At 69.8% G+C, this 14,639-nt stretch carries 18 protein-coding genes; 13 read left to right on the plus strand and 5 right to left on the minus strand.

Annotation, left to right across the window (positions count from 1 at the left end):
• Positions 1 to 70 precede the first annotated feature (70 nt).
• The 5 genes from BBA86_RS13555 (at position 71) to BBA86_RS13575 (ending at position 3,270) form a co-directional block, all read left to right on the plus strand.
• Positions 71 to 382: a hypothetical protein gene (locus tag BBA86_RS13555; RefSeq protein ID WP_065572033.1), complete on the plus strand. Its 312-nt coding sequence runs from the start codon at positions 71 to 73 to the stop codon at positions 380 to 382.
• Positions 382 to 1,563, plus strand: coding sequence for a hypothetical protein (locus BBA86_RS13560; RefSeq protein ID WP_065572034.1), 1,182 nt, complete (start codon positions 382 to 384; stop codon positions 1,561 to 1,563). Before BBA86_RS13555 ends, BBA86_RS13560 begins: the two co-directional genes overlap by 1 nt.
• A gap of 110 nt (positions 1,564 to 1,673) precedes the next feature.
• Positions 1,674 to 2,165: a hypothetical protein gene (locus BBA86_RS13565; RefSeq protein ID WP_141677885.1), complete on the plus strand. Its 492-nt coding sequence runs from the start codon at positions 1,674 to 1,676 to the stop codon at positions 2,163 to 2,165.
• A 47-nt stretch (positions 2,166 to 2,212) separates the two neighbouring features.
• Positions 2,213 to 2,767, plus strand: a complete 555-nt coding sequence (locus BBA86_RS13570; protein WP_141677886.1) for a hypothetical protein — start codon at positions 2,213 to 2,215, stop codon at positions 2,765 to 2,767.
• Complete coding sequence (locus BBA86_RS13575; RefSeq protein ID WP_065572037.1) at positions 2,764 to 3,270, plus strand: hypothetical protein; 507 nt, start codon at positions 2,764 to 2,766, stop codon at positions 3,268 to 3,270. Before BBA86_RS13570 ends, BBA86_RS13575 begins: the two co-directional genes overlap by 4 nt.
• A 10-nt stretch (positions 3,271 to 3,280) precedes the next feature.
• Here BBA86_RS13575 and BBA86_RS13580 read toward each other — a convergent pair whose 3' ends face one another.
• Positions 3,281 to 3,679, minus strand: coding sequence for a DUF6992 family protein (locus BBA86_RS13580; RefSeq protein WP_065572038.1), 399 nt, complete (start codon positions 3,677 to 3,679; stop codon positions 3,281 to 3,283).
• Positions 3,680 to 3,737: 58 nt separating this feature from the next.
• Complete coding sequence (locus BBA86_RS13585; protein ID WP_065572039.1) at positions 3,738 to 4,385, minus strand: FMN-dependent NADH-azoreductase; 648 nt, start codon at positions 4,383 to 4,385, stop codon at positions 3,738 to 3,740.
• Positions 4,386 to 4,457: 72 nt separating this feature from the next.
• Between BBA86_RS13585 and BBA86_RS13590 the strand changes: the two genes are divergently transcribed.
• Positions 4,458 to 4,787 (plus strand): winged helix-turn-helix transcriptional regulator, encoded by a 330-nt coding sequence (locus BBA86_RS13590; protein WP_065572040.1) that lies wholly within the window; start codon positions 4,458 to 4,460, stop codon positions 4,785 to 4,787.
• A gap of 78 nt (positions 4,788 to 4,865) precedes the next feature.
• Here BBA86_RS13590 and BBA86_RS13595 read toward each other — a convergent pair whose 3' ends face one another.
• Entirely contained in the window at positions 4,866 to 5,411 is a 546-nt protein-coding gene (locus tag BBA86_RS13595) for a hypothetical protein (RefSeq protein ID WP_065572041.1), read from the minus strand.
• Positions 5,412 to 5,612: 201 nt separating this feature from the next.
• Between BBA86_RS13595 and BBA86_RS13600 the strand changes: the two genes are divergently transcribed.
• From BBA86_RS13600 to BBA86_RS13620, 5 genes are all read left to right on the plus strand, one after another.
• Positions 5,613 to 6,590 (plus strand): glycosyltransferase family 2 protein, encoded by a 978-nt coding sequence (locus BBA86_RS13600; RefSeq protein ID WP_223247106.1) that lies wholly within the window; start codon positions 5,613 to 5,615, stop codon positions 6,588 to 6,590.
• Positions 6,587 to 7,939, plus strand: coding sequence for a polysialyltransferase family glycosyltransferase (locus BBA86_RS13605; RefSeq protein WP_065572043.1), 1,353 nt, complete (start codon positions 6,587 to 6,589; stop codon positions 7,937 to 7,939). Before BBA86_RS13600 ends, BBA86_RS13605 begins: the two co-directional genes overlap by 4 nt.
• A complete protein-coding gene (locus tag BBA86_RS13610) occupies positions 7,936 to 9,102 on the plus strand; it encodes an acylneuraminate cytidylyltransferase (RefSeq protein ID WP_065572044.1) in 1,167 nt (388 codons plus the stop codon). The genes BBA86_RS13605 and BBA86_RS13610 overlap by 4 nt, the downstream gene beginning before the upstream one ends.
• A gap of 105 nt (positions 9,103 to 9,207) precedes the next feature.
• A complete protein-coding gene (locus BBA86_RS13615) occupies positions 9,208 to 10,080 on the plus strand; it encodes an N-acetylneuraminate synthase family protein (protein WP_065572045.1) in 873 nt (290 codons plus the stop codon).
• On the plus strand, positions 10,077 to 11,420 hold the full coding sequence (locus tag BBA86_RS13620) for a DUF6716 putative glycosyltransferase (RefSeq protein WP_065572046.1): 1,344 nt from the start codon (positions 10,077 to 10,079) through the stop codon (positions 11,418 to 11,420). The genes BBA86_RS13615 and BBA86_RS13620 overlap by 4 nt, the downstream gene beginning before the upstream one ends.
• Here BBA86_RS13620 and BBA86_RS13625 read toward each other — a convergent pair.
• On the minus strand, positions 11,410 to 12,555 hold the full coding sequence (locus BBA86_RS13625; RefSeq protein WP_065572327.1) for a hypothetical protein: 1,146 nt from the start codon (positions 12,553 to 12,555) through the stop codon (positions 11,410 to 11,412). The genes BBA86_RS13620 and BBA86_RS13625 overlap by 11 nt on opposite strands.
• A gap of 75 nt (positions 12,556 to 12,630) precedes the next feature.
• Entirely contained in the window at positions 12,631 to 13,095 is a 465-nt protein-coding gene (locus BBA86_RS13630; RefSeq protein WP_065572047.1) for a VOC family protein, read from the minus strand.
• 90 nt (positions 13,096 to 13,185) lie between these two features.
• Between BBA86_RS13630 and BBA86_RS13635 the strand changes: the two genes are divergently transcribed.
• The gene (locus tag BBA86_RS13635) at positions 13,186 to 14,160 is read left to right on the plus strand and encodes a helix-turn-helix transcriptional regulator (protein ID WP_065572048.1); all 975 of its coding nucleotides are present in this window, start codon (positions 13,186 to 13,188) and stop codon (positions 14,158 to 14,160) included.
• A gap of 112 nt (positions 14,161 to 14,272) precedes the next feature.
• Positions 14,273 to 14,638 carry a 30S ribosomal protein S6 gene (gene rpsF, locus BBA86_RS13640; protein ID WP_262981988.1) on the plus strand — a complete coding sequence of 122 codons (366 nt, stop codon included), beginning with the start codon at positions 14,273 to 14,275 and terminating at the stop codon, positions 14,636 to 14,638.
• The last annotated feature ends 1 nt before the right edge of the window (position 14,639 follow it).

Raw genomic sequence — 14,639 nt, forward strand, 5'->3', positions numbered from 1 at the left:
GGGGAGGGCTCCCCATAGGCCGCCTCGACGCTTCTCGTTAGGGTTGGGTCTCGACAGATGGGAGCTCGAGATGGACGTTCTGCTCGACCGCCAGCGGCTGCGAGACGCTCGCGATACGTTGACGAACGCCGAGAACGCCTTCAACGATGCGTCGAAGATCAACGACTCGCTCGAGTCCGCCATCGACACCCCTCACGGCAAGAGTTCCCTGCGCGACAGGGTCGGCTGGTTCGAGTCGAACTGGTCGGGCAACCGCGAAGACCTGACCGAGATGATCGCGAACGTCCGCGAGGGTCTGTCATCGATCCTCTCCGGCTGGGATCAGTGGGAAGAGGACGCCTCGGCGCAGCTCGAGCAGATGGGGTCGGAGGGCGGCAACTGATGTCCCTTCTCTACTCATCGCCCGACGGTCACGAACTCCGGCAGTTCGCGGGACAGCCCGACGTCATCATCGCGACAGCTGCGGACTACACTTCCCTCGGCGAAGCGATGGCGACCACGGCGGACACGCTGCGCGACATCGGCGATTCGCAGATCAGTCTCGGAACCGACCGCCTGAAGTCCGACGCCGAGAAGTTGGAAGGCGATCTCCGGAAGGCCGCCGTCCGGTACGAGCAGACCGGCACGGCGCTGGAACCGTACGGCCCCGCACTCGCCGAGGCGCGACACGCGTACGACATCCATCACGCCGCGATCGACGCGGCGATGCAGGCGTACCGCACCGCGTTCAACGAGAGTCTCGCACCCGCCTCTCCGCTCGATACGGACGCCGAGGCCGATGACGGTCCGACGCCTGCCGACCGGCTCGACGACGCCGAGGAAGAACTCCGGGCTGCGTGGCAGCCCTTCGATACGGCCTTCGCGCTGTGGGAGGAGGCGTACGAGAAAGCAGCGGACGGCGTCGCGCAGGCGATGGATGCCGCCGACAACGACGACGGCAAGTGGGACTGGATCGCCGACGCTCTGCGCATCATCGGCTATGCCATCGTGGTGCTCGCCGTCGTGGCGCTCTTCGTGGTCTCGAGCCCGTGGTCGACCATCCTGCTGGCGACGACGATCGCACTCTCGGCGGTTCACCTCGCCGGTACGGCCTATCTCTATGCGAACGGGAAGGCGACGCTGTCCGACCTGCTCTGGAGTGCGTTCGGATTGGTGACCGCCGGCGCCGGCGGCATCCTGGCGCGCGGAGTCAACGCCGCCGCCGCTCCCGGAAGCCGCATCCTCAGCGCCTCCAACATCGCCCAGGACCTGCCCGTGTTCACACGCGGGGCGCGGGGATTCTCGATGCCGCGGCTTCCCTCCGGACTGAGCGTCAATCCGTTCTCCACCCTCATGCGAGGGCAGAGCTGGTCGATTCTGAACAAGTGGGGCGGCAGCCTCACGCAGTGGGCCTCCACTCCCGCGCGGAGCGGCACGATCGCTGCGGCGTGGGGGGACATGGTGGTCGAGGCCGTTCCCCGCATCGGCGCGCGCGGGTGGGCGAGCCTCGGCAACTGGATCGCCGGTACGGGCGCGGGAGTCTTCACGAGCACACCGTTCTACACGCCGGTGGGACGCCGGTGACGGGCGAGCGGCGCGACGCAGGTTTCACCGACCTGTCGCCGGTCAGTCGCAACCGTTCACGGCTCCCGCGCCGGGCGGGAAGCCTGCGCCTCGTCTTCACGCTCTGTGCGATGTTCGCCGCCGCCCAGTTCCTCGTCCCGCTCGTCGCGCGTCTCGCTCTCAACGGTGGACGAGTGTGGCCCACCGACCAGGTTCACTCGCTGTGGGGATCGGTGATCGACGAGCGCGTGCTCAGCGTGCCGGCATGGCTGACGATCGCCACGGGCGCGGTGGGAATGGTCGCCGCCGTGTCGTACCTCGTCGCAGCCCGCCGTGACGCCGGCCCCGACGCGCCGTACGTCAGCCTCGTCTCGGTACTCGTCTTCGGGATCTTCCCGTGGGCGATCGCTGCGCTGGATGAGGACCCGACAGGAGTCATCCGCACCCCGGGGTCCGACGGCTATCTCATCGGATGGCATTGGGTTCTGTCGCCGCTGGCGCTCGTCGTCCTGCTGTGGGGGATCGTCGTCTCCGCGCAGTCGAGCAGGGAGGCGCGTCGGCGTCGTGAACGAGGGCGTGCGCTTCGCGCCGCCGCTCGGGGCGAGAGCGGTGACGCCCGGTGAATCTGCGCGCCGAGCTCGGTTCTTCGCCGGCACCTGCCGGATACACGATGTTGACGCCCCCCGATTGGGGTCGCTTCCCGGCGACGCCGGAGGGCCGCGATCAGTTGACCGCCCTCCTGACCTCGCGCTTCAAGGCAGTCGGCCGCCCCGACCTCGACGCGGAGACGCGATCCATGGTGCGCCGGCAGTGGCAGACGCTCGCTGCGACCAATGTGATGGAGATCTTCCTGCCGGTCGAACCCGCGCGCGAAGGGGCCACGCCGATCAGCATCGCCGCGTCACCCTGGGTCGGACAGGGGGACTTCGAGACCGACCTGCGCGGGCGGGCGGGGTCGGAACGTCCCGTGTCGAAGATCGATCTCCCCGAGCTCGGGACGGTCTTCCGGTGGGAGAACGAGCGGTCGGGGCCGGAAGGGATGGAGGGCTTGCGGGCACGCGAGATCGCCTATGTCATGCCCTTCCCGGGTGATCGACCGACGCGAGGGGTTCTCCTGATGGCGTCGGTGGCCCATATCGGAGTCGAGGAGTCGGGGCCTGCGCTCGACGCCTTCACAGTCCTCACCGACGCCATCGTGTCGACCTTCCGCTGGCGGTACGTGTGAGCGAACTCCCACCCGGATGGCTCCCGATCCCCTTCGCGGTCTCGCCGGAGGTGTCCTCCGAGATGGCGGCGGAGATCCTCCGGGCGAGCGGGGCGACGCCGTCGGGCGACGCCGACGTCGGCGCGGCCGTCGCGAACCTCCGCGCCGCGATCGAACGCCTGCCCGTCTCGGCGGCTACGAGAGCCCGCCTGTGGCATGGTTTCGGTGACATCGCCTCCGGCGTCGTCGCCGACCTCTCCGTCGAGGAGGTGTCGGCACCAGGGCGCTATGCCTCCGAGACGGCGCGATTCGCGCGGGCCGATGCGCAGCGCCGTGTCGTCTCCGAGGACGGCACCGTCGCATCCCTGTCCGCCGTGGCCGCCGATGCAACCGGGGAGATCGGATTCCTCCTTCGCGTGCAAAGCCCTCAGGGGCACCACGTCCGCGTGGTGGACGTACTCGATCGGGATCTGCGCGCGATCGGAGCGGTGTGGGACGACGCGGTCACCATCGCGCGTGGCTGAGCGCGGAGCGTCAGGGCCGTAGGCGCCTCGCGGCCGCCAGGTCGATGACGAAGAGTGCAGCTCCCTGGATGATGACGGCGAGGCCGTGTCCGCGGGCCTCGGCGACGCTCAGGCGGCCCCCGAAGGTCGGCGTCCGCACCGCGAGGTGGGCACCCGTCGCCATGTAGCCCACGTCGAGGGCGGCGTTGGCGAGGAGGATGCGGCGCAGCATCGGCTTCTTCGGGATCTCACTCCGTTGACGGGTGAACAGCGCGAGGGCGACGTCGATCGCCCCCCACATGAGTGTCTGCACGCCGAAGGCGCGTGTACGTCTCGGGAGTGCGAGAGCGCCGCCGACGAGGACGGATGCCGTGCCCCACCGCGCGAGCCGATCGACGACGGTGCCGGTGACGCTCTTCGCTGATGCCATTCCCCCATGATGGCGCGGTCCTGGCCGGATGCGGGCGGAACCGCGCCATCAGGAGTGTTCACGCAGCGCGGGATGCCGCGAGGGTGCGACCGGCGTCGACCGCCGCCCGTTCTGCTCCAGCCTTCAGCTCTGCGGCCGCGTCCGTGAACGCGTCCAGAGCCGGATTGACGCCGACGAGCGTGAACGGGCGGTGGACGACCGTGAGGTCGAGACCCCAGACATCCTCGAACACGCGCCGGAGCCATCCCGTCGAATGATCCCACCCCTCCTTCGGACTGCCGGGCTCGTAGTTGCCGCCGAGCACCGTCACGAGCGTTGCTGCCTTGCCGCGCAGCGCCGTACCGGTCGGATCGATGCGCGGGTCCGTGTAGGCGAGGTCGAACCAGGTCTTCACGTGCTGCGAGACGCCGTAGTTGTACAGGGGAACGGTGAACAGCAGGGCATCGGCGCCGATCAGTTCGTCCGCCAGCTGCGTGCGGAGCGCGACCGCCTCACGGTGGCCGTCGGTCTGCGCCTCCGCAGGGGTGAACCCCGACGTGACCGAGTCCCGCCAGGCGGTGGCGGGGACGGGATCTGCGGCGACGTCGCGCCGTACGACGGTGCTCGAGGGGTGGGCGGCGAGCCATTCGGCCTCGACGAGGTCGCCGAGCTCACGGCTGGATGATGTGGCGGGCAGGATGCTGGCATCCAGGCGGAACAGGGTCATTCGCTTCTCCGATCAGAGTCACTATGGAAAACAAAGCGGCTTCGCGAACGCTAGCACACGTACGATGGGGGCATGGCAGAGACCCACGACGCGCGCCAGTGCGACGCCGCGGTCTCGCATGCGTTCTCGGTGCTGGGCAAGCGCTGGAACGGGATGATCCTCGATGTCCTCGGCGCGGGAGAGCTCTCGTTCTCGGGGCTCCGTCGCGCGGTTGCGGGCATCAGCGACGCCGTCCTGTCGGATCGCCTCTCCGAGCTCTCGGACGCGGGCCTCGTCGCCCGTCGTGTCGAGCCGGGACCGCCGGTCGCCGTCACCTACGCGCTGACCGAGGCCGGGTGCCGACTCGTGCCGATCCTGACCCAGCTCGGGGAGTGGGCGGACGGCAACCTCACCCGACGCTGAACCTCCTCCGTCGTGCGCGCACGCGAGAACGCCCCCCGTCCGACGGACGAGGGGCGTTCCGGCTGTGTGCGATGGGGATCAGTTGCAGGCTTCGCTGATCTCCTTGGCGGCGTCGGTGAAGCCCGTGATGCCGTCGGTCAGCTCGTTGGCTGCCGCCTGGAGGGCGGTGTTGTCCTTCGCGTCGACCGCGTCGCTGATCTTGACGAACGTCTTCTCGAAGTCGTCCCACGCCGACGAGTACGACGCGTAGGCCGCGGAGACCTCGGTGTTCGTGATCTTGCCCGAGATCTCGTCGATGCGGGTGCCGATCTTCGTGAACATGTCGCGTGCAGCCGAGGTGTCGCCCGACTGGACCGCGGACGAGAGCTCGCCGCTCGCGCCGTTGACCTCGGTGTTGAGGTCGCTGAGCTCGGTCTGAAGGATCTGGCAGGCGTCGGTCTTGCTCTGGTCTCCGGCGGGCGCCTCGGCCGCGGGCGACTCAGCCGCGGGGGACTCGGCGGCGGGTGAGCTGACCGGCGCGGGGTTGGTGGTGGTCCCCGACTCGGACGAACCGCAGCCGGTCAGTGCGAAGAGGGCGATCGTGGCGACGGCGAAGCCCGTCGACAGGGTGGTCTTGCGCGACATGTGAGGTCTCCTTGGTGTGCGAAGAGCGGGGACACGCACCAGGATGAAGCGCCCCCCGACGATCGACCACGATAGCCGAGTCTCACGAACCGCCCAGCCAGTGGACCGGGAGCGACGCGTGTGGTAGCCGGGGCGGCGATCGTCGGGAACCGTTCACCCTGCCGCCACCTGCCGGACACGCCCGCTTGTTTGGATCGCGGCGTGTCCTCTCCGATCGTGACCGTCATCCTGCCGGCCAAAGACGCCGGGCCGTACATCGGCACGACTGTGACGACCCTCGGGCGCCAGTTCGAGGATCCGGGACGGGTGAGGCTGGTCGTCATCGACGACGGCTCGACGGACGACACCCGCGTGCAGGTGCAGCATTTCGCCCGAGACATGCCCCACGTCGAGGTGATCTCCAACCCGCAGCCCGTCGGACTCGCCGCAGCCCGGAACCAAGGTCTCGAGCGAGTGGACACCGACTACTTCTGTTTCGTCGACGGCGACGACTGGATGCACCCGGAGCGGCTCGAGAGCCTCGTCGACTCGATGCGTCGCCTGGATTGCGACTTCGTCCGAACCGATCACGTCACCGACACGGACGGCCGCCGGCGCCTCATGAAAGCTCCCTTCGCCTGGCGCGGGCGCGTCGCCGATCCTCGGGACGCGATCCTCCCCGCGGACGAGACGACCATGGTCGACTACCCCTATGCCTGGGCGGGTATGTTCCATCGCCGAGTGATCGACCAGGGGCTGGCGCACTTCGAGCCGGGACTGTTCACCGCGGAAGACCGGCCGTGGATCTGGCGCCTGCACCTGAAGGCGGCCTCGTTCGCGGTCGTCGATGCGCCGGCGATCCTCTACCGGCGCGGCGTGACGACCTCCCTCACGCAGGTGCTCGACCGCCGCCAGCTCGACTTCCTCCCCGCCTTCGCGGAGGCCATCCGCGTGGTCGAACAGGATCGCGAGGCCGACCGCTTCCTCCCGAAGATCGCGACCACCACGATGTCCGTCTGCGCGTATCACCTCTTCCGTGCTCGGGCGATGTCGACAGCGGACCGCACGGCGCTGCGCCACGGCATCCGGGATCTTCTTCGGGCGATCCCCGGGGACCAGATCGACCCGGCGCTGCTGCGCCTCTCCGACCGTCGCCGCCGCATCCTTGCGCGCCTCGTGCGCGAGGTGCGCACCGCATGACCCAGATCTTCGTCCTCAATTCGGCGTACGGTCTCATGACGGCCGTGGCGGCGATGGATGCCGGTGCCATCCCGGCCTCCGCGTCCGGCCGCATCCTCGTCGCGGTGAACGCCGCGATCGTCCCCGAAGCCGGCCACGGAATCGGGGACGCCCCTCACCTGGCGACGTTGCGCGCGCGATTCGACCGCGTCGTCGACCTCAACGAGCTTCTCGCCCCCGAGCGTCCGCCGCACTGGCGCACGACCGTCGCGGAGGCCGCGGTCCTGGGGAGGCTACTGCGTCAGGCGTGGGAGATCGGCGAGGGTGAGGTCGAGCTTTACCTGCAGAGCCCGCAGGTCGCTCCCTCGCGCGTGTTCATCGACGTCTTCGAAGGGGCGCCGGTGTCGATCATCGGCGACGGTCTCATGACCTACTCGCCGATTCGTGACAAGTGGCCGCATTCGGTCGCCGGCCGAGTCGTGGGCGTTGTCTACGCCGACGCGGTCCCCGGCGTCGAGCCGCTGCTGTTCGCCGGGACGCCGCGCGTGCCCGTCGCCGCGTCGGCACTGCGTTCCGTGGTCGAGGAGGTTTCCGCGGCCACGGTCGATCCGGATGTCGACGCGTTGACCGAGGTGCCCCGTCCTGCGCTCGTGCTGGGCCAGTATCTGTCGGCGCTCGGGCTCATCTCGCCCGCCGAGGAGGCACAGATGCAGCGCGACATGGTCGACCGAGCGCTCGCCTGGTCGCCGGGTGCGATCGTCTTCAAGCCGCATCCTTCGGCCACCCCCGCGCTCATCGACGACCTGGCGGCGCATGCGGCGAGCCGCGGCATCCCTCTGACGGTGTTCCGCGGCGGTACTCCCGCCGAAGTGCTCGCGCTCCGCCTGCCGTTCGTCGGTGCGGTGGCGGGGTTCTCGACGGCTCTGCCGACCCTGCACACGCTGGCCGGGCTGCCGATCGCAGCCGTCGGGACGGAGCTGCTGCTCCAGCGGCTCACTCCCTTCGAGAACGGCAACCGCATCCCGGTCACGATCATCGACGCCCTGACGCGGCCCGATTCCCCCTACGACGCGAGCGGGATGCAGTTGCTCGTCGACGCCGTCGGCTACGCCATGCAGCCGGTCATCGCGGCGCCGCTGCGCGATCGAGCCGAGGAGTTCCTGGCCGAAGCGCCCGCCGCGGAACGCGAGCGCTACTTCGCTCGGACCCGCTTGGGCGCGCTGGGCCTTCGGGGCGGTACGCCCCCCGGACTGCTCGCTCGTGCGCTCGCGCCTCGCGGCGGGGCATCCCGCGTCGTCGAGATGCAGTTGGCGATCCGCGGTGCGCAGCGCCGCGGGAAACGCGCGTGGAAAGCCCTGCGAGGAGGATGACCGTGACCGACGCCGTCGAGACAGTGGCCATCATCCCCGCGCGCGGCGGGTCCAAGGGCGTGCCGGGGAAGAACGTCGCCCGTGTCGGCGGCATCCCCCTCGTCGCCCGGGCGGTGCGGGCCGCGCGGGATTCGGGGGTCATCGACCTCGTCGTCGTGTCGACCGACGACGAGGCGATCGCATCGGCCGCTCGCGGTGCCGGTGCCCGGGTCGTCGACCGACCGGCGCAGATCTCCGGTGACACCGCGACGTCCGAGAGCGCGGTCCTGCACGCGCTCGACGCGCTGGGCGCCGACGGCATCACCCCTCGCGTGACCGTCTTCCTGCAGGCGACGAGTCCCTTCATCCCCAGCGACGTCCTCGCCGATGCCGTCGCGCTCGTCCGCGACGGCCGGGCGGACTGCGCGTTCTCCGCGCGCGAGAGTTACGAGTTCGTCTGGCGACGGGATGCCGACGGTGCTGCGGCCGCGATCGGCCATGACGCGGCGCGTCGCCCCCGGCGGCAGGACCGTGAGCCGCACTACGTCGAGACGGGGGCGTTCTACGTCTTCACGACGGAGGGGTTCCGCAAGGCGGGACACCGCTTCTTCGGTCGCACCGAGATCGTCGAGGTCCCTGCGGGGTCGTCGATCGAAATCGACGACCCCGACCAGCTGCGGGTCGCCCAGGCGCTGGCGCGCCTCGTCGCTCCCGCCGAGCCCGTGACCGCGACGGTGGTCGTGACGGACTTCGACGGCGTCCACACCGACGACAGCGCGTGGGTGGATGCCGCCGGCACGGAGCACGTGCGGGTGAGTCGCTCCGACGGGATGGGCGTCGCGCTCCTTCGTCGAGCCGGAGTGCCGATGCTGATCCTCTCGACCGAGCAGAACGCCGTCGTCCGCGCTCGCGCCGAGAAGCTGCGGGTCGACGTCGTGCACGGCGTCGAGGACAAGGCGTCCGTCCTCCGAGAATGGGCTCTCGAGAGCGGTGTCGACCTCGCCGACATCGCGTATCTCGGCAACGACGTGAACGACCTCCCGGCGATGGCCCTCGTCGGCTGGCCCATCGCGGTCGCCGATGCGCACGCGGAGGTCCTGGCGGCCGCGCGCGTCGTCCTGACCCGCCGCGGCGGTGACGGTGCCGTGCGCGAACTCGCCGACCGCATCCTCGCGGCCCGCTGACCGCACACACCCGTCAGCCAGTCGTCCGGTCCGGGCCATTCGGGGTTCATCCGTCATTCACAGTCGGAACTCACGCTGAGGGGAGTAACGACGAAAGGACTCGCCATGACGGTGACCATCGGAAACCATGTACTCGGCGGCGGACACCCGGTGTACGTCATCGCCGAGATCGGCCTCAACCACAACGGCGATGTCGACCTCGCCAAGCGGCTGATCGACGTCGCCGCGGACGCCGGCGCGAACGCGGTGAAGTTCCAGAAGCGCACCCCGGAGATCGCCACTCCGGTGCACATGCGCGACACCCCGCGCGAGACGCCGTGGGGGACCATGACCTACCTCGAGTACCGGTACCGCGTCGAGTTCGACCGCGACCAGTACATCGAGATCGGCGACCACGCCACGATGCGGGGGCTCGACTGGTTCGCTTCGCCGTGGGACGTTCCGAGCGTCGACTTCCTCGAGGACCTGGGCGTCGTCGCCCACAAGGTCGCTTCGGCGAGCCTCACCGACCTCGAGCTCCTCGAGGCCCTGCGCGCCACCGGGAAGCCGGTCATCCTCTCCACGGGGATGTCGACCATCGATCAGATCGATCGCGCGCTCGAGGTGCTCGGCACGGACCGCACGGTTCTGATGCACGCCACATCGACCTATCCGATGGAGCCCGAAGAGGCGAACATCAAGATGATTGCGTCGCTGCGCGACCGGTACGCCGGCATCCCCGTCGGGTACTCGGGGCACGAGCGCGGTCTGCAGATCTCGCTCGCCGCCGTCGCCCTCGGCGCCGTCGCCGTCGAGCGGCACATCACCCTCGACCGCACGATGTGGGGATCCGACCACGCTGCGTCCCTCGAGCCCACGGGGCTCGAGCACCTCGTCCGCGACATCCGCGTCATCGAGACGGCCCTCGGCGATGGTGTGAAGCGCATCTACGACGGCGAACTCGCCCCGATGGCGAAGCTGCGCCGCGTCCCGGCATGACGATGCAGGGTGACCGTCACGGGCGACTGCGCGTCGTCGCGATCGCCGATGCCGATTCCTTCGTGAAGTGGTCGGCGGCTCTCATCGACTCCGCGCCGTCGGTGGACCCCCATCTCGTTCTCGTGCAGACGCCGCTCGTGGTGAGCGTCGCGCAGGAGCACGCGGCTCTGGCGGGCACCGGCATCCGTCCCGAAGCGGTCACCCGCGTCGCCTACAACGAGCTCCCCGGTTGGCTCGCCACGGATCGGCCCGACGTCGTCGTCATCGCAGGACGCGGACCGTTCGTCCGCCTCGTGATGCGGCAGATCGATCGGGTCGCTCCGCGGCCGGTCGTCGTCTCGGGTCTGCCCGGCATGTCGATCCCCGCGCAGCGCGGGGCCGCGCTCTACCGGCGTCACTGCGATCTGATGGTCCTGCACTCCAAGCGCGAGCTGCGTGCCTTCCGGCAGCTCGCCGGCCGGCTCGGAGTCACGATGCGCTTCGGTCTCGCGACCCTTCCGTTCGCCCGACCGGCGGCGGAGGCGACCGGTGGAACGGACCTCGTCTTCGCTGCGCAGGCGATCGTGCCGCGCGAGCCGGAGGAGCGTCGGCAGCTCGCCGAACTGTTGCGGGCCGCGGCGCTCGCCGACCCGACCCGGCGCGTCGTCCTCAAGCTCCGTTCGCGACCCGAACTCGGCGAGGTCGAGACGCACTTCGAGCGCACCGAACTCACCGACCTGCTCCGCGACCGACCCGACAACCTCGTGTTCTCGCACGAGCCGATGTCGCGGGCGCTGGAAACAGCCGAGGGGCTCGTGACGGTCAGCTCCACCGCCGCCATCGAAGCGATGGCGATGGGCGTTCCCGTCATCGCGCTCACCACGTTCGGCGTCTCGAAGACCTATCTCAACACCGTCTTCAGCGGGAGCGGGGTGCAGGGGAGCGCCGAGGACGTCATCGCACGGCGGTTCCGGCATCCTCACCCGGGGTGGCTCGCCGACAACTATTTCCACGACCCGAGCGAGTCCACGTGGTGGTCCGACGTCGAACGCCTCGTCGACACGCGCAGACGAGGCGTGCTGGCGCCCCGCTTCGTACCGACCGCTCGCGGTGGTGCGCTGCACGAAGCGTGGCAGCGCAAGGCCGTGCTCGGTTTCGAGGAACGTTCGCTCCTCGGGGCGGTCGCGCTCGCCGTCGGGGCTCCGCTGGTCTGGGGGATCCTCACTGCCCGGAAGGTCCTCGGCAGACGCGGCGCGGAGTCCTGGTCCGATGACGGCAGCGACATCACGGTCACCCCGGCGCGGTATCAGGACCCGATCGTCCGCCCGCGTCGGTCGGTCCTCGCCACCGTCATCGACTGAAGATCGCGTCCAGCACGCCGCTCTGCAACGCGATCCATCCGACCGCGATCGCCCCGCCGATGAGGATCGTCGCCCACGGAACGGCCGTCTTCAACCGGCGGCCGCCCGGGGCGACACCGGGCGGCGGGCGCAACGCCTCGACCGGCGGCGCGAACGGCAGAGCGCCTGCGGCGGCTGCGAGCGGAGCGGATGCCGGGGCCCCGGCGGCGGGCATCGCGAGTCGATCGTCGCGCCACCGCTCCCACTGGGCGAGCTTGTCCATGAGCGCGCCGACGACGGAGAACAGCCATCCCCACGTCCGCGGGTCGAGGGTCGAGAAGTCGCGTTTTCCGTAGAGGAACAGCCAGTCGTCGACGATCTCGACGTCGAGCTGGGCCGCATTGTCGATGAAGCGGGCCATGATGTCGGGCGTGAACAGGTAGAGCGCATCCCGCTCGTAGCCCTGGGGGCAGTAGAGCGAGAAATACCTGTCGAAATCGCCTTCGAGGCTCAGCCGCTGATGCCGGTCGAAGGTCTGCGGCAGGTTCGTTCCGAGGAAGGTGTTGTTGCCCTCGGCATCCAGCACGATGTGGGGCAGCGGTGCGCCGAGCCGGATCGCGACGTAGCCCCATCGGTGCGTGGTCCGGTTCTTGCCTGATCCCGTCGTGTAGCGGTAGTTGCCGAACTCGACCACGCGAGGCTGCTCGCCGCGGAGGATGTCCGTCGCCGTCCGAGAACTGCCGAGGGAGAAGATCATCCCCGGAAGAGGAGGATCGGATGCCTGGGGGAACCAGGTCATCCCGTTCGCCCGGGCGAAGTGGTCGAGGCGGTACCAGCGCACCCCGCCGTTGCGATAGGCCCTCACGATGAGGGCGGTCACCCCGACCGCGATGAGAGCGACGACGAGGATGATCCCGATCGAGCCGGCGGCATTCGGCGGGGAGCCCTCGAAGAACGGGGCGAAGACGAGGCGGAAGATGAGGTTGACGACGATGAGACCGAAGACGCCCACGACCCCGACGACGAGGCATCCCGCTGCCCAGCCCGCGGTCTTGGGAGCGCGGCCCGACGCGAGCAGCTGCTTCCGGTAGGCCCGCGCCGTGGCGCCGTCGACGGGGTCGGTGAGGGGGCGGGCGTCGAAGGCGGGGGTGCTCACCATGCGGCCACCGTACCGAAGACGCCACCCCGCGGGAGATCCTCCTCGCGGGGTGGCGCCGGGTGCCGCCGTGTGTCAGGCCGCGTGCTGCGCCCGCACGTCGACGACCCAGGTCACGCCGAAGCGGTCGGTGAGCATGCCGAAGCCCGCGCTCCAAGGGGAGGCGGCCAGTGGCTCGATGACGGTGGCACCGTCGGCGAGGAGCGCCCAGCGGGCGGCGACCTCGTCGAGGGTGTCGCCCTGCAGCGAGACGAAGAATGCGCGGTCGGTGATGGTGGCGCCGTTCTCGCGGTGCGTGGATCCCGCGACGGCTTCGGGACCGCGCGGCTGTCCGGGGACGTCGTACGCCATGAGGCGGAAGCCGTCCGCCGCGACGAGGAGGCCGAAGACGACCTTGTCAGCGCCGGGCGCCTCGGCCGGCATGCCGACCTGGGCGTAGGTCGTCACCGAGACGGTGCCGTCGAACACCCGGCCGTAGAACTCGAGCGCTGCCTGGGCGTCGCCGCGGAAGTTGAGGTGGGTGGTGGTGGAGAGGGTCATGGTCGTCCTTCGGTCGGAGGCTTACTGCCGATAACCACTCTTCGCCGCATAGAGGACCGTTTCTGTCCGCTTCTGCGTCAGGATGGAGGCATGTCGTCGCCGTCGCACCGGATGCTGGACCTGCTGTCCGTCCTGCAGTCCCGCCGCGACTGGGGCGGGCAGGAACTGGCGGACCGTCTGGGCGTGACGGTCCGAACCGTGCGCCGCGACGTCGACCGGCTGCGCGAGCTCGGATACGCGATCAGCGCCGCGAGGGGTCCGTACGGCGGATACCGGCTCGCTCCCGGCGATGAGCTCCCACCCCTTCTCTTCGACGAGGAGCAGGCGGTGGCGATCGCCGTCGCGCTGCAGTCGGCATCCGGTGTCGACATCGCGGATGCCGCTGCCCGGGCCCTCGCCACGATGCGGCAGGTCATGCCCTCGCACCTGCGTCACCGCATCGACGGAATCCGGTTCGCGGCGGGACCGACGGCAGAGCAGGTCGAGGTCGGGGCGCTCGAGGGAGTGAGCGTCGCCGCGAGGGAGCGGCGGACGCTGCGCGTCGAGTACGGCGACGACGCGGATCGTCCCACCCGGCACATCGAGCCGCACGCCGTCGTCGCGCAGGACGGCCGCTGGTACGTCGTCGCCTGGGACCGGGATGCCTCGGACTGGCGCATCCTCCGGCTCGACCGGCTGCGCCCTCGGCACGGCGGCGGTATTCCCTTCGAGTCGCGCGAGATCCCGACGGGCGATGCGCGGACGTATCTCGCCGCTCGCTTCAAGGGATCCACGACGGCGGACCGGTGGCCCGTGACGGGAGAGGTCGTCCTGCCGCTCCCGCCGCGGAGGATCGCGCCGTGGCTCGGCGACGCCGAGCTGGCGGAACGTGCGGACGGCTCGTGCCTCGTCCGGGTCGGGTCGTGGTCGTGGGCGGGCGTTCTCGCATGGGCGCTGCGCTTCGACGTCCCCTTCGAGGTCGTCGGGCCGCCCGAGCTCGTCGAGGCGGCGGCCGCGACGGCACGTCGGATCGCGGCGTCGGTGGCCCTGCCGCCCGATTCCGCGGCAGGGCCGGGCATCCGCTAGACTGTTGTGGTTGTCCGCCTGCGCTCGTGCGCGGAATCAGCGGACACGTGCATCAACCCTCCTGATGCCGGGAAACGCCCGGCATCCGTTCTAGTCCGAAGGAGGTGGGTTAGTGACGCACATCCACCAGTACGAACTCATGGTCATCCTCGACCCCGAGATCGACGAGCGCCAGGTCGCTCCCAAGCTCGACGGTTTCCTCAAGGTCATCACCGCAGACGGTGGCACCATTGACAACGTCGACGTGTGGGGCAAGCGCCGTCTCGCCTACGAGATCCAGAAGAAGAACGAGGGCATCTACGCCGTCGTCAACTTCACGGGTACCAGCGAGGCCACGAAGGAGCTCGACCGTCAGCTCAAGCTGAACGAGCAGATCATGCGTACCAAGGTCCTCCGCGCCGAGGAGGCGATCGCTCAGGTCGCCGCCGAGAAGGAGCGCGCTGAGGCCAAGGCCGCCCGCAAGGCTGCGAAGGCTTAAG

The organism is Microbacterium oleivorans, assembly GCF_001691565.1.
In the GTDB taxonomy this organism is placed as follows: domain Bacteria; phylum Actinomycetota; class Actinomycetes; order Actinomycetales; family Microbacteriaceae; genus Microbacterium; species Microbacterium oleivorans_B.